We start from the raw sequence: 16,706 nt of genomic DNA, 5'->3' as shown, positions 1-16,706 counted from the left end.
GGCTGCTATCATGCGACGCGTGATGATCATCGGCCAGCCCGGATCAGGCAAATCGACCCTGGCACGGGCGGTCGGCGAAATCGCGCATCTGCCGGTGGTGCATATTGACATGATCCACTGGATGCCCGGCTGGGTCGAACGCGACCGGGCCGAGAAGACCCGGATGTGCAACGCGGTGCACCGCAGGCCTGCCTGGGTGTTCGAGGGCGGGCATACCGCGACATGGGAAGACCGGCTGGCGCGGGCGGATACGCTGATCTGGCTAGACCTGCCGGTCGCTCTGCGCCTGTGGCGGGTGACGCGGCGGACGGCCATGTCATGGGGTCGGGTGCGGCCCGACGTGCCCGAGGATTGCCCCGAACGGTTCAGCGCCGAATTCTTCGGCTTCATCTGGCGGACACGGGCGACGGCGCGGGCGCGTTGCGCCCGGTTGTTTGCAAGCGCAGGAGGCGAAAAGGCGACGCATCACCTGCGCCGCCCGTCCGATGTGTCATCCTATCTGGCAGCCCTGCGTCGGGCCGCCCAGCGGGGCAACCTTGGCATTTCGCACCGCTAAGATCAGTAGGTCGCGTTGCCGCCCAGCGCCCGCACCAACGATACCTCGGGCCAAGTGCCCCGCGCGCCGCCCGCGCGGATCAGTGTCAGCTGCGCCTGCGCCGCGGCGCGGTCGCCCCGCTCCAGAAGGCCCTGGCCCAGATAGCTGCGCGCCTGCCAATGGTCGGGGTCGAGGGCCAGCGCGGCGTGATAGAGCGCGACACCGGCATCGAAATCGCCAGCCTTGCGCGTCGCGTATCCGCGCGTGGTCAAGGCGTCCGCCGTAGTGGCGTCGTTCAGCGTGGCAAGAACGCGCAGCGCATCTTCGGCACGCCCGAAACTGGCAAGTTCGCGCGCGCCTTCGATCCGGTCGGCATCGTCCAGACGGCTGTCGCGACTGTCGACGCAGGTCTTGGTTTCGGCGTCGTAGATCTGGCTTCCGGTGCAATCCTGCGATGTCTGGGTCTGCGTGGGCGTGCCGGTTCCGGCGGCGAAGACCGCAGCGGGCAGAAGACTTGCGACAAGGGCGATCTGAAACTTCATGCGATCCTCGGTTCGGTTTGCGTTCGGTCAATCTCAAACGTGACGCTGCGGGCTTCGAAGACAAGCAACGACTGCGTGAGCGTAGGTCGCGAATACCCCGCCTATGCGTCTTCGGCGCGAAACTCGGCCCCAAGGTCTTCCATCAAGGGTCGAAAGATCGGAAAGGACGTGGCGATCGGTCCGGCGTCGTCAACGGTGATCGCACGTTTCGCCGCGAAACCGGCGCAGAGGAACGACATCGCGATCCGGTGGTCCAGATGCACCGCGACCGTCGCGCCGCCCTCGATACCGCCGGGCCCGCGGCCGTCCACTTCCCACCAGTCGTCCCCGTCGCGCACGGTGACGCCGCAGGCACGCAGACCCGTCGCCATCGCGTCGATGCGGTCGCATTCCTTCACCCGCAATTCGGCCACGCCGCGCATGATGGTGGTGCCTGTCGCGTTCGCGGCGACGACCGACAGGACGGGATATTCGTCGATCATGGACGCGGCACGGGCGGGCGGCACCTCGATCCCGCGCATGTCAGGGGAAAAACGGGCGCGCAGGTCGGCGACAGGCTCCCCACCTTCCTCGCGCGCGTTTTCATAGGTCAGGTCGGCCCCCATGTCGCGCAGCGTTTCGAACAGGCCGGCGCGGGTGGGGTTCAGGCCGATGTTGGGCACCAGCACGTCCGATCCCGGCGTGATCAGCGCGGCGCAAACCGGGAAGGCGGCCGAGGATGGGTCGCGCGGCACGGCGATGACCTGCGGCTTCAGTTCGGGGTGCCCGACCAAGGTGATCTCGCGTCCCTCCGACGTGTCCCGCGTTTCGATTTCCGCGCCGAAACCGCGCAGCATCCGCTCCGAATGATCGCGCGTCGCCTCGCGTTCGATGACGACCGTCTCGCCCGGCGCGTTCAACCCCGCCAGCAGGACGGCGGACTTGATCTGGGCGCTGGCGACCGGCGTTGCATAGCGGGCGGGCACGGGATCAGCCGCGCCCACGATGGTCATCGGCAACCGCCCCTTGGAGCGGCCGTGCGCCACCGCCCCGAACAGCGCCAGCGGATCGGTCACGCGCGCCATGGGGCGTTTGCGCAAGGACGCGTCGCCCGTGTACGTCACCGCGAACCCATGGGTGGCCGCGGCCCCCATCAACAGGCGGACGCCGGTGCCCGAGTTGCCGCAGTCGATCACATCCTCCGGCTCCATCAGGCCGCCGACGCCGACGCCGTTGATCACCCAGGTGTCGCCGTCCTGCCGGATCGTCGCGCCGAACGCCTGCATCGCCTTGCCGGTGTCCAGAACGTCCTGACCTTCCAGCAAACCCGTTACCCGCGTCTCGCCCACGGCCATCGCACCCAGGATCAGACTGCGGTGACTGATGGACTTGTCGCCAGGCACATGCGCCTCCCCGGTCAACGGACCCGAAGCGTGGGCGGTCAGGGGCGTGGCGGGTCCGTGGCTCATGTCGTTCTCCTTGGCTCGCACGCGGAATAGACGTCCCGTCCGGGCGCGTCCATGCAGCATCTTGTTGCCTCAAATCCCCGTCTGCCCTGTCAACGTGACCTCCCGCCCCTATCTTGCCGGGCATGAAACGCAGAACTCTTCTGGGCCTCGGTGCCACGCTCGGTATCGGGGCTTGTGCCACGCGCGAGGTCACGATGGGCAACCGATACTACCAAGGGCCGGTCAGCGACCATTTCGACGGGGAGACGTTCTTCAACCCCGGCGGGACCCCCCCAAAGGGCTTCGGCGATGTGTTGAAGTGGCAGTTGCGCGGGGACCGGGCCGATTGGCCCGACGGTGTCGCGGTCACGCAGGTCGTCCCGGACATGCGGGTGGCCGACCTGCGCGTGACGCTGGTCGGACATGCGACCGTCCTGTTGCAGGCGGGCGGCGTTAATGTCCTGATCGATCCGGTCTGGTCCAAGCGGGTCAGCCCGCTCAGCTTTGCCGGGCCCGCCCGCGTGACGGCACCGGGCATCGCCTTTGCGAACCTGCCGCCGATCGACGTCGTCCTGCTGTCGCACAATCACTACGACCATATGGACATCGCCACCCTGCGACGCCTGCACGACCGCTTTGCCATGCCGGTCATCACCCCGCTGGGCAACGACACGATCCTGCGCGACGAAGTGCCGGGCATCGACGCGCGGGCCGGCGACTGGGGCGATGTGATAAAGGTGGCGGACCTGTCCGTGCGCCTTTTGCCAGCCCATCATTGGAGCGCGCGCGGCACGCGCGATCGCCGCCACGCGCTGTGGTGTTCGTTCGCGGTGGAAACGGGTGCCGGCCGCATCTATGCCAGCGGGGACACGGGCTATGACGCGGGCCGCCCCTATGATGCGGGGGCCGCGCATGGCCCTTACCGCCTGGCGATCCTGCCGATCGGGGCCTATGCGCCGCGCTGGTTCATGAAAGGCCAGCATCAGAACCCCGAAGAAGCCGTCGCGGGCTTCCGCACCCTTGGCGCACGCCACGCGCTGGCGATGCATTGGGGGACGTTCCGCCTGACCGACGAAGCGCGGGACGAGCCGCCCGCGAAACTGCGCAAGGCGCTGGCGGAAAGCGGTATTTCGGACGAAACTTTCCGTGCGGTTGCACCGGGAACGGCGTGGGACGTGCCGGCCTAGTCCCGCCGGAACGTCATGTAATGCGGGGCCCGATCCTCCCGGATTGCCTTGGCCTCGTACCGGGTGCGGATCCAGTCCTGCCAAGGGTCGCGCCAGTCCGACGGGCCTTCGGCGGTCCAGGTAAAACCGTATTTCGGCACCTCCTCCATCGTTTGACGGACGTAGTCGGGGATGTCGGTCGCGACCCGGAACTCCGCCCCCGGCTTCAGGCAGCGGGCCAGCGGGACCAGATGCTCCTCGGTCACGAAGCGGCGGCGGTGGTGGCGCGCCTTGGGCCAGGGATCGGGATAGAGCAGGAACGCCTTGGAGATGGAGGCGGGCGGGATAACGTCGAACAGGTCGCGTGCGTCGCCGGGATGGATCGCGACGTTCTCGACCCCCGCGCGCCGGATCTTACCCAGCAGCATCGCGACGCCGTTGATGTACGGCTCCGCCCCGATGATGCCGACGCCCGGGTTGCTGGCGGCCTGATGAACCATATGTTCCCCGCCGCCGAAACCGATTTCCAGCCAGACATCCTTGCCATCGAAAAGCGTCGCAAGATCCAGCGGCGTTCGCTCGGGATTCGCATCCCAGTCGACGGCACCGGGCGACAGGGCCAGAAGATCCTTGTCGAGATAGCCCTGTTGCGACGCCTTGAGCGTCTTGCCCTTGGTGCGGCCATAGAAGTTGCGGTGGGGTCGTTCGGTCATAGTTTTTGCAATCGGACTTGAGGTTTCTAGCAACGGCGATGGGCGTGGATTACGACGACTCCTACCTTATTATCCCATCGGGATTGTATCCCTTTGGAAACCAGACACCCCGCTCGACCATCACCCCCATGTTCCGTCGGACATGGTCCCGTTCGAGGTCCTCGAAGCGGATATTCTCGGTCACATGCGTTATGGCTGGCACATCCCCTTCAAACACATGGGTCCTTAAAATTGCTTCGGCATCAGTCCTGTCGAATGCGGTGACACCAAAGCCCCAATTGGACTTAGACGGTCGATCCGTCACTTCGATCTGAAACCAATAAGCGGTGAGCATTCCGTCAGGCGCGTTTGATGTGGTTCACATGCGCCATCTTGCGACCGGCGCGCACCTCGTCCTTGCCATAAAGATGGATCTGGGTGTCGGGCTGGCGCAGCAGGTCCGGCAGACGGGTCATGTCGTCGCCGATCAGATTCTCCATCACGACATCGCAATGACGTCGCCCATCGCCCAGCGGCAGGCCGGCGATGGCGCGGATATGCTGCTCGAACTGGTCGACGGCGCAGCCGCCTTGCGTCCAATGGCCGGAGTTGTGGACGCGGGGCGCGATTTCGTTGACGACCAGGCCGTCCGCGGTCACGAAAAGCTCCACCCCCAGAACACCGACGTAGTCGAGCGCGTTGAGGATTTGCCCGGCCAGCAGCGCGGCATCGGTACGCTGCGACGCCGAAAGCGTGGCGGGCACGGTGGTCGTCCGAAGAATGCCGCCGTCGTGCACGTTTTCGCCGGGGTCGAAGCACACCGTCTCGCCGGTGGTGCCGCGCGCGGCGATCACCGAAACCTCGCGTCGGAAATCGACGAACCCCTCCAGAATGGCGTCGGCCCCCTGCATCTGCGCATAGGCGGTCGGGGCCTCCTCCACCGCGTCGATGCGGATCTGACCCTTGCCGTCATACCCCATGCGCCGGGTCTTGAGGATCGCGGGCGTGCCCAGATTAGTCAGCGCGCGGGTCAGGCTGGCGGCATCGGGGATGTCGCGGAACGGGGCGACGCGCAGGCCCAGACCTTCGAGGAAGGTTTTCTCGGTCAAGCGGTCCTGACTGACGGCAAGGGCGCGAATGCCGGGGCGAATGGGCCGCAGGGCGTCCAGCAGGTCGAGGGCCGTCGCCGGCACATTCTCGAATTCGTAGGTGATGACGTCGACCGATTCCGCAAAGGCCTTGAGCGCGCCCATGTCTTCGTAGCTGGCGCGCGTGCGGGTCATGGCGACCTGTTCCGCCGGCGCGGCCCCAGGCTCATAGATGTGGGTGCGATAGCCCAGGCGGCTGGCGGCAACCGAAAGCATCCGACCCAGCTGACCACCGCCGAGGATGCCGATGGTGGCACCGGGGGCCAGCGGGGCGTCAGTCATTCCGGCACCTCGGGGATGGAGGCGGCCAGATCGGCGCGCCAGGTGTCGAGGCGCGCGGCGAGATCCGGGTCGGAGACGGCGAGGATGCCGGCCGCCATGAGCCCCGCATTCGCAGCCCCCGCCGCCCCGATGGCCATGGTCGCCACGGGAAAGCCGCGCGGCATCTGAACGATGGAATAAAGCGAATCGACGCCTGACAACGCCTTGGTCTGCACCGGGACGCCCACCACGGGAACGCGGGTCTTGGACGCCATCATGCCGGGCAGATGCGCGGCCCCGCCCGCCCCGGCGATGATGACCTTCAGGCCGCGGTCGACGGCCGTCGTCCCATACTCCCAAAGCCGGTCGGGCGTGCGATGGGCCGAGACGATGCGGGCCTCATAGGACACGCCAAGCTCCTCCAGGATGTCGGCGGCCAGCTTCATCGTCGGCCAGTCGGACGTGGAGCCCATGATGATGCCCACGGTCGGGGAAGATGTCATGTCGGCCTCAGGCGATTATGTCGGGGGTCAGCTCATCCTCGATCCGCGCGATGCGGTCCTTGAGGTTCAGCTTTTGCTTTTTCAGGCGTTTTACGACCAGAAGGTCGGTCGCGGTGCTGTCTTCCAGCGCGCGTATGGCGGCGTCGAGGTCGCTGTGATCCTGGCGCAAGACTTCCAGCCGCATCCGCAGCACATCCTCATGCGTCAGTTCCTCGGGGGCGTGGTTCACGTCTCGACCTTTCGTTTCAGCGGGTGTTACCGCGCGGGGCGGGGTTCGTCCAATGTTTCGCGCCGGTCCGTCCCGACACGGCCCTCCATCTTGCACGATCGCCGGTTCGCCCCCACATTAATCGATATCCGGTGCCGCATCAGGGCCGGGTCGACGTTATCGGATCGCTTCGTGAAAGGGCCCGAACCATGACCAAGCCGACCTTCGGCACGCATCCTTTCCTGCTTGGCTTCGATGAGCTGGAGCGGCTGGTGGAGCGCACGGCGCGCACTGGCAACGAAGGATACCCGCCATACAACATCGAACAAACGTCCGAGACGGGCGTGCGCATCACGCTGGCCGTCGCCGGCTTCGCGGAAGAGGATCTGTCGATCACGCTGGAGGATCGTCAGTTGGTGATCCGGGGCCGATCGCAGCCTGAAAGTGACGCCCGGACGTTTCTGCACCGCGGCATCGCATCGCGTCAGTTCCAGCGCGCCTTCGTGCTGGCGGACGGAATGGAGGTGTCGGGCGCCAACTTGGAAAACGGTCTTTTGCACATCGAAGTGCAACGAACCGCGCCCGAGAACGTTGTTAGAACGATACGCATCACATCCGGCACCGCCGGAACCCCCACCAAGGCGATCAGTTGACGCGCCGGGATCAGGGAAAAGGAGCGACCGAAATGACCGCGAACACGAATGAACAGATGACGAATATCGAGGCCCTTGGCGGATCGCTGGTCTATGTGCGCCGCGTCGAGGTGGACGATCTGCCCCGTGCCGTTCAGGACGAGGCGCGCGAAGGCGGGCTGGATCAGCTCTATGCGCTGCACCGGGCCGACGGCGAACAGGTTGCACTGGTCGGGGATCGCATGTTGGCGTTCAACCTGGCGCGCGAAAACGATCTGACGCCGGTCAGCGTACACTGAAAATCGTCACCGTCGTCCGACAAGCCAAAGCCGCCCTGATTGGAGCGGCTTTTTAGCTCGGGCGATCCGGATTGGTCGATCACGCGGCCGGAAGAATGGTCTCCAGCGCGTGGATCACTTCGGCCGCGCGGGCCGGCTTCACCAGGATCGGGACGTTATCGCCGTAACGGTCGCGCAGCACATCGAGGTCTGAGCGGCCGGTGTGGAAGACGAAAGGCACGCCATCGGCCGAAAGACGGTCCGCGATGGGAAAGCTTTTGCCGCCACACAGATCGACATCAAGGATCGCCGCGTCGAGCCGGGCGGCACAGGCCGGCAGGGCGGTGTCGACGCTTGCAAAGGGTCCGGTGACCTGCGCGCCCTCGTCTTCCAGACTCATGCTGAGATCGAGGGCGAGCATTGCCTCGTCCTCCACCAGCAGAATTATGAAATCGTCGAGCATTCGGTCGGTCCCTTGAGTGTCATACGACATGATCCGTCGCGGAGCTTTCAGGGGGTCAACACCGAGACTGGAACTCGGTTCCGGCTTCGATATGACAAATTGTAGACTTTGCGCATCTGCAACAAAGGTGAACACATCCTTAAGAGGCCCATGTCTCAAGACACTCTTCCGCAGACGAAAAGACCCCCGCGCCAGATGTGACGCGGGGGTCTGTGATCGAGATGTAAGGCGCGATCAGCCTCCCGAGATCAGACCCATGGATTCGAGCTTGAGCAGAACCTGTTGCGCGCAGTTGTCGACTTCGAACCCTTCGGTATCCACCACCAATTCGGCCTGCGTGGGTGCTTCATAGGGGTCGGAAATGCCGGTGAACTCGGGGATCTTGCCCTCGCGCGCCAGCTTATAGAGGCCTTTGCGGTCGCGTCGCTCGCATTCCTCAAGGGAGGTGGCAACATGGACCTCGACAAAGGCACCATAGGCTTCGATCGTTTCGCGCACCGACCGACGCGTGGCGGTATAGGGCGCGATGGGCGCGCAGATGGCGATGCCGCCGTTCTTGGTGATCTCGGACGCGACATATCCGATGCGCTTGATGTTGATGTCGCGGTGTTCCTTGGAGAACGTCAGCTCCGACGACAGGTGCTTGCGCACGACGTCGCCATCCAGAAGCGTGACCGGGCGCCCGCCCATTTCCATCAGCTTGACCATGATCGCATTGGCGATGGTCGACTTGCCCGACCCGGACAGGCCGGTGAAGAAGACGGTGAAGCCCTGTTTGTCGCGCGGGGGGGACGTGCGGCGCAGCTCCTCCACCACTTGCGGGAAGGAGAACCACTCGGGAATTTCCAGACCTTCGCGCAGACGGCGGCGAAGTTCCGTGCCCGAAATGTTCAGGATGGTGACGTTGTCGCGATCCGCGATCTCGTCGTTGGGCTCGTACTGGGCACGTTCGGCGACATAGACCATGTGCTTGAAGTCGACCATTTCGACGCCGATCTCGTCCTGATGCTCCCGGAACAGGTCCTGCGCATCGTAGGGGCCGTAGAAATCCTCGCCCGCCGAATTGCTACCGGGGCCGGCATGGTCGCGACCGACGATGAAGTGCGTGCAGCCGTGGTTGCGGCGGATCAGGCCGTGCCAGACGGCTTCGCGTGGGCCGGCCATGCGCATCGCCAGGTTGAGCAGCGACATCGTGGTGGTCGAGGCCTGATACTGGTCCAGAACGGCCTCGTAACAGCGCACGCGGGTAAAGTGATCGACATCACCGGGCTTCGTCATGCCCACGATCGGGTGGATCAGCAGGTTGGCCTGCGCTTCGCGCGCGGCGCGGAAGGTCAGTTCCTGGTGGGCGCGGTGCAGCGGGTTGCGCGTCTGGAACGCGACGATGCGGCGCCAGCCCAGTTTGCGGAAATAGGCACGCAATTCGTTGGGCGTGTCGCGGCGGGCGCGGAAATCATAGTGCATCGGGGCCTGGATGCCGGTGATCGCGCCACCGACATAGATGTCACCCGCGGTGTTGTGCAGGTAGTTGACCGCCGGATGCGCCAGGTCGTCGGCACCGAAGACCTTCTCGGCCTCCTTCTTCTTGTCGGGGCGATAGATGTCGGAAACCGACAGAATCGCCAGGATCACGCCCTCGGCGTCACGCAGGGCAATATCCTTTCCCTCCTCCAGGGTGCCTGCGAACTTCTCGGACACGTCCAGCGTGATCGGCATCGGCCAGAGCGTGCCGTCGGCCAGGCGCATGTCCTCGACCACACCTTCGTAGTCGGCCTTGCCCAGGAACCCCTTCAGCGGGTTGAAGCCGCCGTTCATCAGCAGCTCCAGATCGCACATCTGGCGAGGCGTCAGATCCCAGCTGGGCAGATCGGCGGCTTCGACCTTCAGTTTCTGTGCGCTGTCGTGGTTGACGTAGAGTTCGGGAATAGGCGCGAGGTTGGGCGAGGTAACGGACATCGATAAAACTTCCTTGTGGCGCCCTGACTCGGGCCAAATGAGACAATCCCGCGCGTCTAGACCCATAGCGGGCCGAATTTCAACCTGCGCTCGGCGCAACACCGCCCTGCACTGTGGTCAACAATCAGATGTCCGACGAGGCCCGCGTTAGGCCAGATATGGGGCGAAACAGGCTGCCTGATTGGGGTCTGCGGTGCCTCGGCCCGACACGATCGCCTGTGCCGCGGTCGCGCGCTCGTCCGATGGGTCGCGGGCCAGCGCGGCGGAAATCGGCGCCGCATCGCCGGTGCGGATCGCGTCGACAAGCGGGCCATCGCGCGCCGGGTCCGGCGACGGGCAGGTTGCCCCGCCCGACACGGCGCGCAGGGTCGACGGGCTTGTTCCGCTTGACGGCGCGCCTCCGCCGCAGGCCGAAACCGCCAGCACCGCTGACAATGCGACGGCCAGGCGGATCATTCCGCCGCCGCCGACGCGGGGGCTCCATACCCCATGGGCATGGTCTGATCTTGCTCGATTTCACTGTCTAGGCCATGTTCGGCCAAGAATTTCTCCGCCTCCAGCGCGGCCATGCAGCCCATGCCGGCGGACGTCACGGCTTGACGGTAGATGTGATCGGTCAGATCCCCGGCAGCGAACACCCCCGGAATGGACGTGGCCGTGCTGTCGGGGGCGGTCTTGACGTAGCCGCCTTTGTGCATCTCCAGCGTGTCCTTCACCAGTTCGGATGCAGGCGCGTGGCCGATGGCGACGAAGAAGCCGTGGACGGCGATTTCGCGCGTTTCGCCGGTTTCGCGGTGTTTCAGCCGCAGCCCTTCGACCGATCGCGGCATTTGGGAGCCCAGAACCTCGTCCACCTCATGATCCCAGATGATCTCCACCTTCGGATGTTTGAACAGACGGTCCTGAAGGATCTTCTCGGCGCGCAGACTGTCGCGGCGATGGATGAGCGTGACCTTGGAGGCGAAGTTGGTGAGGAACAGCGCCTCCTCCACAGCCGTGTTGCCGCCGCCGACGACCGCGATCTCCTTGCCGCGATAGAAAAACCCGTCGCAGGTCGCGCAGGCAGAAACGCCGAAACCCTTGAAATGCTCCTCGGAGGGCAGGCCCAGCCATTTCGCCTGCGCGCCGGTCGCAAGGATCAATGCGTCGCAAGTATAGACAGCACCCGAGTCGGAGGTGGCGGTGAAGGGGCGCTTCGACAGATCCAGCGCGGCGATGTGGTCGCCGATAATTTCCGTTCCCAGCTTGGCTGCCTGCTCCTGCATCCGCTCCATCAGGGCGGGGCCGGTGACTTCGACGTCGCCGGGCCAATTCTCGACCTCTGTGGTGATCGTCAATTGGCCGCCGGGCTGGATGCCCTGAACCAGAACGGGATTCAGCATCGCGCGGCTGGCATAGACGGCCGCCGTATATCCCGCCGGGCCGGAGCCGATGATGAGAACCTTGGAATGGCGCGAGGCCGGTTGCGAATCTGCCATTGGATCGGATCCCCTCTTGTCTGAACATTCGATATAAGGGCCAGGGCGCGACGGCGTAAGACCCCTTCCATCACGCCCGCCCCACGGGCACGGACGATCGTTTCTTGCGCAAACTCGAAATATTGTTGCGCACATCGCCCCCTTGTGGGACACGAACGCGAAAATAACATGCAGGATCACCCATTATGCCCACCAGTCGTCTCGATCCCATCGACCGCCAGATCCTGTCGGAGTTGCAGGCGGACGGCCGGATGACGAACGTGGAGCTTGCGCGCCGCGTCGGGATCAGCGCGCCGCCGTGCCTGCGCCGCGTGCGCGCGCTGGAGGAGGCAGGGCTGATCCAAGGGTATCACGCCGACGTCGACGCCCGGCAACTGGGGTTCGAAGTGCAGGTCTTCGCCATGGTGTCGTTGGCCCGGCAGGCGGAATCCGACCTGACCGCGTTCGAGGATCTGTGCCGCGATTGGCCGCTGGTCCGCGAGTGTCACATGCTCAACGGCGAGACGGATTTCATCCTCAAATGCGTCGCCCCCGACCTGTCGACCTTCCAGTCGTTCCTGACCGGATCGCTGACGGCCGCGGAAAACGTGGCCAGCGTGAAGACCTCCCTGGTGATCCGGGGCGCCAAGGACGAGCCGGGCGTGCCCTTCGACGTGCTGGAAGCGCGGCTGAAGCGCGAGGCGTGAGACATGCCGGCCCTCTGGCCGGCATGCGTCGCCGCGTGGCGGTACGGGTTAATCTTCGCTTCGACGCCAAACAGTAAGCGGCGACTTTCGATAATGAGGCAAGGAAGGTCGAGCGCGCTCGGAACAGGATTTTCAGACAGACTGAAACTCCAAAGATGCGTCTGAAAGCACCTCCTGTGGTAAATCCGCGTTGCTGACCCGGTGTCGGGACAGGTTTCATTTCAAAAAGATCGAAAGCGAAAGCCCCCATGCCCCTGCCCACCTTCCACATGATCGACACGGCCCCGCAGCCGGTCGCGACCTTCTCCCATTGCTCGGAAATCGACGGTTGGGTGTTTCTGACCGGCCAGATGCCGACCTGGCCCGGAGAGCCGGAGCGCGCGCTGCCCGAGGGGGTCGCGGCGCAGACGGTTCGGGTGATGGAGAATCTGCAACTGGTCCTGGCAGGCATGGATCTGACACTGGAGAACGTCGCGCAAGCCCGCGTCTATCTGACGGAATTCGACCGGGACTACGCGGCGATGAATGAGACGTATCAAGGCTTCTTCGCGGCCGGCAAACTGCCCGCGCGGACCTGCGTCGGGGTGACCGGACTGGCCGTCGGTGCCCTGGTGGAGATCGACATGGTCGCGCGTCGGCCCTGACGCGGACTGGACCCGGACGGGGCTTGCCCCAACTATACCGCAGCGAAAAGGGGACAGCCGCATGGCAGACGACACGGAAGAAGAAAAGATTGCGGCCGCCGCAGTGGAAGCGAAGGTCGAAGAACGCGAGGCCCGCGAGCGCGAGCTGACCACGACCGAACGCGCCCTGACCGAAGGCGAGCGCGCGGTGGTGATCGACCATAGCAAGCTGTCGGCGCTTGCGGTCTATTCCATCATCCTGCGCGAAGGCGAGGAGGAGATGCACCGCCCCAAGACCTCGCTGTGGTGGTCGGGTGTGGCCGCTGGTCTCGGCATCTGCACCTCCGTGCTGATGGTCGGTGTGATCCGCGCCGCCCTTGGGCCGGAACATCCCTACCTCGGGCTTTGGCAGGCCTTGGGATATACCTTCGGCTTCGTTCTGGTGATCCTGTGCCGTCTGCAGCTGTTCACCGAAAACACGATCACGGTGATCCTGCCGTTTTTGGCCAAACCCACGCGGGAGGGTCTGTTCGACATCGGTCGCCTCTGGGGCATCGTCTTCGCCGCGAACATGACGGGCACGTTCTTCACTGCCGCACTGGCCGTGCACGGCGGCATCCTGTCGCCCGAAGTGCTGGGTGCCATCCTCGACATTTCGCACCACGTGGCCAGCTTCACCTGGTCGGAAGCGTTGCTGCGCGGCATCCCGTCGGGTTTCTTCATCGCCGCACTGGTCTGGATGCTGCCATCAGCGAAGGGGTCGGAACTGCTGCTGATCATCATGTTCACATGGCTGATCGCGGCAGGCGACTTCACCCACGTCGTCGCCGGATCCAACGAGATCTTCGTTCTGGTCTTCAACGGAGAGCTCAACATCGTGACGGCCTTAATCGGGCACATCCTGCCGATGTTTCTGGGCAATGTCATCGGCGGCACCGGGCTGTTCGCGATGCTGGCCTATGCACAGGTTCACGAAGAAATCTGAGCGACGAACAGGAAACGCGAAGGGCCGGGGAACACCCCCGGCCCTTCGTCGCACCCGATCTTGCCTTCAGACCTTGAGCGCGGGGATAATCTGCTTCTTGCGGCTCATCACGCCGGGCAGAACGACCATGTCGCCCGTGACGGTGGCACCGAAGCTTTTCTCGGCCACGGTCTTCGTCAGGACGTTGGGGATCAGCATCGTCGCCTCCTCGGCCAGGATGTCGACCACGAACAGCAGGACCTGCTCCACCCCGTCCTCCGCCGCCACCGCCGGCATCGCCGCGATCAGCGCGTCCTTGCGCGACAAAACGGATTCGGGCGACGTCGTTTCCAGAACGGAGACGCGGAATTTGGTGCCGTCGACGCCGTATTCCTTGCTGTCCATGCGCAGAAGCTCGGCTTCGGAAAACGCGCTGACGTCGGATTTGGCGGCGAACATCTCGGCGGAATATCCTGCGATATCCACGCCCAGCTCTCCTGCCAGACGCTCGGCCAGGGCCCGGTCGTGGTCGGTCGTGGTGGGGCTGCGGAATTCAAGCGTGTCCGACAGGATGCAGGTCAGCATTGCGCCCTTGATCGCGTCGGGGGCCGATGACAGCGACTGACCCATAAGGTCGGCCATGATCGTGGCGGTGCAGGCCAGCGGGCGGATGGTGATGTCAATGGGACCGGCCGTTTCCAGCCCGCCCACCAGCTTGTGATGGTCAATGATGGCGCGCACGTCGGCGGCGTTGATGCCGGCGGGCAGTTCCAGCGGGTTGTTGGTGTCGACGATGACGCAGGGCTGCAACGGCTCCACATCGTCGATGATCTGCGGCTTGGGCAGGTCCCACTTCTCCAGCATCCACCGCGCTTCTGTATTCGGCTCCCCCAGCAGGGCGGGTGCGGCGGCGATGCCGGCCACTTCGTTTAGGTACCAGGCCCAGGCGATGGGCGACCCGGTGGAATCGGTGTCGGGGGATTTGTGGCCGAAAACGAGGGTGGTCATTGGGGCAATCCGTGCTGAGAATGGAGTCGCGGCGCTTTAGCGCGGGCCGCAGTGATTGTCACGGGCACGGGGGGGGAAACGAACAGCGTCATGCGTGAAACCGACCTCTATCCGCCGGTAAAAACCTTTCTGGAGGCGCAGGGCTATGCCGTAAAGGGCGAGGTCGGGGCGGCCGACGTTCTTGCCGTGCGGGGATCCGAACCGCCGGTTATCGTGGAACTGAAGACCGGGTTTTCGCTGGCACTGGTGAATCAGGGTATCGACCGGCAGGCCGTGACGCCGCATGTCTATCTGGCGGTGCCGGACGTGGCGGGCAAACGCGGCTGGTCGGCTTTGAAATCCAACCTCAAACTGGCGCGGCGGCTGGGACTGGGGGTTTTGACGGTTCGCGGCTCCGACGGGCTGGTCACCGTGCATTGCGACCCCGGCCCGTTTCAGCCGCGCCTGGTCAAGAAACCCCGCGAACGGCTGCTGCGCGAATTCGCGGCTCGGACGGGCGATCCGAACAAGGGCGGCGCAACCCGTGTGGGGCTGGTGACCGCGTACCGCCAGAATGCGACGTTGATCGCGGAGTTCCTGTTGCAGGCGGGGCATGCGCGGGGCCGCGATGTGAAGGCCGCGACCGGCGTCGTCCGCGCAACGGCGATGATGCGGTCCAACCATTACGGCTGGTTCGTGAAGGTCGAGACGGGGGTCTACGCCCTCAGCGACGCGGGCCGAAGCGCGATAGCGCCGCCTTCCTAGCAGCCTTTACCGGGCTTTGCGCCGAAAGGCCTTTCACCGCCCCGCGCAACCGCGCATCAAGTCCGCGATGCAACTCGTCCTCCTCACCGCGCTGGCCCTGTGCTTTCTGGCCGCTAATTCCTTGCTGACGCGGGCGGGTGTGCTGGACGGGACCGATCCGCTGGCTTTCGCCGCGATCCGCGTCGCGGCTGGGGCGGCGGTTCTGGCCGTGCTGGCGGCGCGCCGGGGCATCACGGTGACGGGCGCGCGCCGGTGGGGGGCCGCGGCGGCGCTCGTCGTTTATCTGCTGGGCTTCTCGCTGGCCTATCGCACGCTCGACGCCGGGCTGGGCGCGCTGATCCTGTTTGCGACGGTGCAACTTGGCCTGTTCGGCCTGTCGCTGATCCGGCGCGAACGCGCGGGACCGCTGCGTCTTGTGGGAATGGGGGTCGCACTGACGGGGTTGGTCTGGCTGCTGCTGCCCGGGGGCGGCGTGCGGGCCGATCCGGTGGATGCGGCCCTGATGATCGTCGCGGGCCTGGGCTGGGCCGCCTATACATTCGCCGGCAAGTTCGAGCCCAAACCCTTGGCCGGCACGGCAGGCAACTTCCTTGTCGGAACCGCGCTGTTCGCCGCCGCCTTCCCTATCTGGTGGGGGGCACCCGTAACGCTCGCGGGCGTGGTGCTGGCGGTGGTATCGGGGGGGCTTGCGTCCGGCATCGGCTATGCCCTGCTGTTCCGCGTTTTGCCACGCATGGGCGTGGCGACGGCGGGGGTGCTGCAACTGGCGGTGCCGGTGATCGCGATGGCCGGCGGCGCGGCCCTTCTGGGCGAGGTGCCGGGCGTGCGGGCGCTGGCGGCGGGCGCGCTGGTGCTGGCCGGGATCGGCCTGGCCACCGCCCGGCCCTATTCCAGGATCAGCTCCAGCGGATCATAGGTCGGCGCGGCCCCGTCGCCCCAGGCCACGGCCTCCAACGCGGCGGGACGCACCAGCATCCCGGCCATTTCCGCCCGCGTAACCCAACGGCGCGATGTGACGATCCCCTCGGGGTCTTTCCACGCGGCGTCGAGAACTCCTTCCAGCAAGGTGCAGCGAAAGAACACCTCCACCTGATGCCAGCGTCGGCGCGGCGAGTGAAATTCGTTGACGAGGCAGGGTGCACCAACGGCGACGCGAAGGCCCGTCTCCTCGTGGACCTCTCGGGCCAGGTTGGCGGGCAGGCTTTCGTGGGCTTCGGCCCCGCCACCGGGCGCGCACCATAATTCGCTGGCCTTCGACGCGGGCCAGGCATTCACCAGAAGCAGCCGATCCTCATGCACGAGGACGGCGCGGGCGGCCAATCTGATGGAACGTGGCGTCGGCTTCATGGGACACGCCTAGCGCGGCGCGGGCGCAGGCACTAGGTCAGCAAT

General features: G+C 65.3%; 21 protein-coding genes. 9 read left to right on the top strand and 12 right to left on the bottom strand.

Translation table 11 applies throughout. From position 1 onward, the window contains the following. Positions 1–10: 10 nt before the first annotated feature. Entirely contained in the window at positions 11–556 is a 546-nt protein-coding gene (locus tag JDO7802_RS03295; protein ID WP_055082538.1) for an AAA family ATPase, read from the top strand. A 2-nt stretch (positions 557–558) separates the two neighbouring features. Here the strand turns inward: JDO7802_RS03295 and JDO7802_RS03290 are convergent, their stop codons facing one another. After that, on the bottom strand, positions 559–1,077 hold the full coding sequence (locus JDO7802_RS03290; RefSeq protein ID WP_055082536.1) for a tetratricopeptide repeat protein: 519 nt from the start codon (positions 1,075–1,077) through the stop codon (positions 559–561). Positions 1,078–1,178: 101 nt separating this feature from the next. After that, complete coding sequence (aroA, locus tag JDO7802_RS03285) at positions 1,179–2,525, bottom strand: 3-phosphoshikimate 1-carboxyvinyltransferase (RefSeq protein ID WP_055082534.1); 1,347 nt, start codon at positions 2,523–2,525, stop codon at positions 1,179–1,181. A 122-nt stretch (positions 2,526–2,647) separates the two neighbouring features. On the opposite strand from aroA, the gene JDO7802_RS03280 reads away from it, so the two are divergent. Next, the gene (locus tag JDO7802_RS03280; protein WP_083480988.1) at positions 2,648–3,691 is read left to right on the top strand and encodes an MBL fold metallo-hydrolase; all 1,044 of its coding nucleotides are present in this window, start codon (positions 2,648–2,650) and stop codon (positions 3,689–3,691) included. On the opposite strand, the gene trmB is transcribed toward JDO7802_RS03280, so the two are convergent. The 4 genes from trmB to JDO7802_RS03255 all read right to left on the bottom strand — a co-directional run bounded on the left by trmB (position 3,688) and on the right by JDO7802_RS03255 (position 6,458). Continuing rightward, the gene (gene trmB, locus JDO7802_RS03275) at positions 3,688–4,383 is read right to left on the bottom strand and encodes a tRNA (guanine(46)-N(7))-methyltransferase TrmB (RefSeq protein WP_083480987.1); all 696 of its coding nucleotides are present in this window, start codon (positions 4,381–4,383) and stop codon (positions 3,688–3,690) included. The two genes, JDO7802_RS03280 and trmB, sit on opposite strands and share 4 nt — an antisense overlap. Before the next feature lie 338 nt (positions 4,384–4,721). After that, positions 4,722–5,792, bottom strand: a complete 1,071-nt coding sequence (locus JDO7802_RS03265; protein ID WP_055082526.1) for a 5-(carboxyamino)imidazole ribonucleotide synthase — start codon at positions 5,790–5,792, stop codon at positions 4,722–4,724. Continuing rightward, entirely contained in the window at positions 5,789–6,274 is a 486-nt protein-coding gene (gene purE, locus JDO7802_RS03260; RefSeq protein ID WP_055082524.1) for a 5-(carboxyamino)imidazole ribonucleotide mutase, read from the bottom strand. The genes JDO7802_RS03265 and purE overlap by 4 nt, the downstream gene beginning before the upstream one ends. Before the next feature lie 7 nt (positions 6,275–6,281). Next, the gene (locus JDO7802_RS03255) at positions 6,282–6,458 is read right to left on the bottom strand and encodes a YdcH family protein (RefSeq protein ID WP_083481021.1); all 177 of its coding nucleotides are present in this window, start codon (positions 6,456–6,458) and stop codon (positions 6,282–6,284) included. 233 nt (positions 6,459–6,691) lie between these two features. Here JDO7802_RS03255 and JDO7802_RS03250 point away from each other — a divergent pair, with 233 nt between their 5' ends. Continuing rightward, on the top strand, positions 6,692–7,135 hold the full coding sequence (locus JDO7802_RS03250) for an Hsp20 family protein (protein WP_055082520.1): 444 nt from the start codon (positions 6,692–6,694) through the stop codon (positions 7,133–7,135). Between the two features lie 32 nt (positions 7,136–7,167). Further along, entirely contained in the window at positions 7,168–7,413 is a 246-nt protein-coding gene (locus JDO7802_RS03245; protein ID WP_245624094.1) for a DUF1150 family protein, read from the top strand. A gap of 79 nt (positions 7,414–7,492) precedes the next feature. Here JDO7802_RS03245 and JDO7802_RS03240 read toward each other — a convergent pair whose 3' ends face one another. The 4 genes from JDO7802_RS03240 to trxB form a co-directional block, all read right to left on the bottom strand. Continuing rightward, positions 7,493–7,885, bottom strand: a complete 393-nt coding sequence (locus JDO7802_RS03240; protein ID WP_144430492.1) for a response regulator — start codon at positions 7,883–7,885, stop codon at positions 7,493–7,495. Between the two features lie 204 nt (positions 7,886–8,089). Continuing rightward, a complete protein-coding gene (locus tag JDO7802_RS03235; RefSeq protein WP_055082517.1) occupies positions 8,090–9,811 on the bottom strand; it encodes a bifunctional sulfate adenylyltransferase/adenylylsulfate kinase in 1,722 nt (573 codons plus the stop codon). 147 nt (positions 9,812–9,958) lie between these two features. Continuing rightward, positions 9,959–10,267 (bottom strand): hypothetical protein, encoded by a 309-nt coding sequence (locus JDO7802_RS03230; protein ID WP_055082514.1) that lies wholly within the window; start codon positions 10,265–10,267, stop codon positions 9,959–9,961. Further along, positions 10,264–11,289, bottom strand: a complete 1,026-nt coding sequence (trxB, locus tag JDO7802_RS03225) for a thioredoxin-disulfide reductase (RefSeq protein ID WP_055082512.1) — start codon at positions 11,287–11,289, stop codon at positions 10,264–10,266. The genes JDO7802_RS03230 and trxB overlap by 4 nt, the downstream gene beginning before the upstream one ends. Positions 11,290–11,474: 185 nt before the next feature. On the opposite strand from trxB, the gene JDO7802_RS03220 reads away from it, so the two are divergent. The 3 genes from JDO7802_RS03220 (at position 11,475) to JDO7802_RS03210 (ending at position 13,583) form a co-directional block, all read left to right on the top strand. Continuing rightward, a complete protein-coding gene (locus JDO7802_RS03220; protein ID WP_055082510.1) occupies positions 11,475–11,975 on the top strand; it encodes an Lrp/AsnC family transcriptional regulator in 501 nt (166 codons plus the stop codon). A 248-nt stretch (positions 11,976–12,223) separates the two neighbouring features. Then, positions 12,224–12,619 (top strand): RidA family protein, encoded by a 396-nt coding sequence (locus JDO7802_RS03215; RefSeq protein WP_055082508.1) that lies wholly within the window; start codon positions 12,224–12,226, stop codon positions 12,617–12,619. Positions 12,620–12,680: 61 nt separating this feature from the next. Further along, a complete protein-coding gene (locus JDO7802_RS03210; RefSeq protein ID WP_055082506.1) occupies positions 12,681–13,583 on the top strand; it encodes a formate/nitrite transporter family protein in 903 nt (300 codons plus the stop codon). Between the two features lie 66 nt (positions 13,584–13,649). Here JDO7802_RS03210 and JDO7802_RS03205 read toward each other — a convergent pair whose 3' ends face one another. Then, a complete protein-coding gene (locus tag JDO7802_RS03205; RefSeq protein ID WP_055082504.1) occupies positions 13,650–14,570 on the bottom strand; it encodes a manganese-dependent inorganic pyrophosphatase in 921 nt (306 codons plus the stop codon). Between the two features lie 90 nt (positions 14,571–14,660). Here JDO7802_RS03205 and JDO7802_RS03200 point away from each other — a divergent pair, with 90 nt between their 5' ends. Both JDO7802_RS03200 and JDO7802_RS03195 read left to right on the top strand, forming a co-directional pair. Then, positions 14,661–15,314 (top strand): DUF2161 domain-containing phosphodiesterase, encoded by a 654-nt coding sequence (locus JDO7802_RS03200; protein WP_055082502.1) that lies wholly within the window; start codon positions 14,661–14,663, stop codon positions 15,312–15,314. 67 nt (positions 15,315–15,381) lie between these two features. Then, positions 15,382–16,230: a DMT family transporter gene (locus tag JDO7802_RS03195; RefSeq protein WP_055083013.1), complete on the top strand. Its 849-nt coding sequence runs from the start codon at positions 15,382–15,384 to the stop codon at positions 16,228–16,230. Here JDO7802_RS03195 and JDO7802_RS03190 read toward each other — a convergent pair. Beyond that, on the bottom strand, positions 16,200–16,661 hold the full coding sequence (locus tag JDO7802_RS03190; RefSeq protein ID WP_055082500.1) for an NUDIX domain-containing protein: 462 nt from the start codon (positions 16,659–16,661) through the stop codon (positions 16,200–16,202). The genes JDO7802_RS03195 and JDO7802_RS03190 overlap by 31 nt on opposite strands. Positions 16,662–16,706: the final 45 nt, after the last annotated feature.

This window comes from Jannaschia donghaensis, from assembly GCF_001403795.1.
Classification (GTDB): domain Bacteria; phylum Pseudomonadota; class Alphaproteobacteria; order Rhodobacterales; family Rhodobacteraceae; genus Jannaschia; species Jannaschia donghaensis.
This window is presented reverse-complemented; position numbering and strand designations above follow the sequence as displayed.

Coding starts and splice junctions, on each gene's coding strand:
- JDO7802_RS03220 (WP_055082510.1), top strand. CDS start 11,475: ATGCCCACCAGTCGTCTCGATCCCATCGACCGCCAGATCCTGTCGGAG.
- JDO7802_RS03235 (WP_055082517.1), bottom strand. CDS start 9,811: ATGTCCGTTACCTCGCCCAACCTCGCGCCTATTCCCGAACTCTACGTC.
- aroA (WP_055082534.1), bottom strand. CDS start 2,525: ATGAGCCACGGACCCGCCACGCCCCTGACCGCCCACGCTTCGGGTCCG.
- JDO7802_RS03290 (WP_055082536.1), bottom strand. CDS start 1,077: ATGAAGTTTCAGATCGCCCTTGTCGCAAGTCTTCTGCCCGCTGCGGTC.
- JDO7802_RS03240 (WP_144430492.1), bottom strand. CDS start 7,885: ATGTCGTATGACACTCAAGGGACCGACCGAATGCTCGACGATTTCATA.
- JDO7802_RS03255 (WP_083481021.1), bottom strand. CDS start 6,458: ATGCGGCTGGAAGTCTTGCGCCAGGATCACAGCGACCTCGACGCCGCC.
- JDO7802_RS03230 (WP_055082514.1), bottom strand. CDS start 10,267: ATGATCCGCCTGGCCGTCGCATTGTCAGCGGTGCTGGCGGTTTCGGCC.
- JDO7802_RS03200 (WP_055082502.1), top strand. CDS start 14,661: ATGCGTGAAACCGACCTCTATCCGCCGGTAAAAACCTTTCTGGAGGCG.
- JDO7802_RS03215 (WP_055082508.1), top strand. CDS start 12,224: ATGCCCCTGCCCACCTTCCACATGATCGACACGGCCCCGCAGCCGGTC.
- trxB (WP_055082512.1), bottom strand. CDS start 11,289: ATGGCAGATTCGCAACCGGCCTCGCGCCATTCCAAGGTTCTCATCATC.
- JDO7802_RS03250 (WP_055082520.1), top strand. CDS start 6,692: ATGACCAAGCCGACCTTCGGCACGCATCCTTTCCTGCTTGGCTTCGAT.
- JDO7802_RS03280 (WP_083480988.1), top strand. CDS start 2,648: ATGAAACGCAGAACTCTTCTGGGCCTCGGTGCCACGCTCGGTATCGGG.
- purE (WP_055082524.1), bottom strand. CDS start 6,274: ATGACATCTTCCCCGACCGTGGGCATCATCATGGGCTCCACGTCCGAC.
- JDO7802_RS03245 (WP_245624094.1), top strand. CDS start 7,168: ATGACCGCGAACACGAATGAACAGATGACGAATATCGAGGCCCTTGGC.
- JDO7802_RS03190 (WP_055082500.1), bottom strand. CDS start 16,661: ATGAAGCCGACGCCACGTTCCATCAGATTGGCCGCCCGCGCCGTCCTC.
- trmB (WP_083480987.1), bottom strand. CDS start 4,383: ATGACCGAACGACCCCACCGCAACTTCTATGGCCGCACCAAGGGCAAG.
- JDO7802_RS03210 (WP_055082506.1), top strand. CDS start 12,681: ATGGCAGACGACACGGAAGAAGAAAAGATTGCGGCCGCCGCAGTGGAA.
- JDO7802_RS03265 (WP_055082526.1), bottom strand. CDS start 5,792: ATGACTGACGCCCCGCTGGCCCCCGGTGCCACCATCGGCATCCTCGGC.
- JDO7802_RS03295 (WP_055082538.1), top strand. CDS start 11: ATGCGACGCGTGATGATCATCGGCCAGCCCGGATCAGGCAAATCGACC.
- JDO7802_RS03205 (WP_055082504.1), bottom strand. CDS start 14,570: ATGACCACCCTCGTTTTCGGCCACAAATCCCCCGACACCGATTCCACC.
- JDO7802_RS03195 (WP_055083013.1), top strand. CDS start 15,382: ATGCAACTCGTCCTCCTCACCGCGCTGGCCCTGTGCTTTCTGGCCGCT.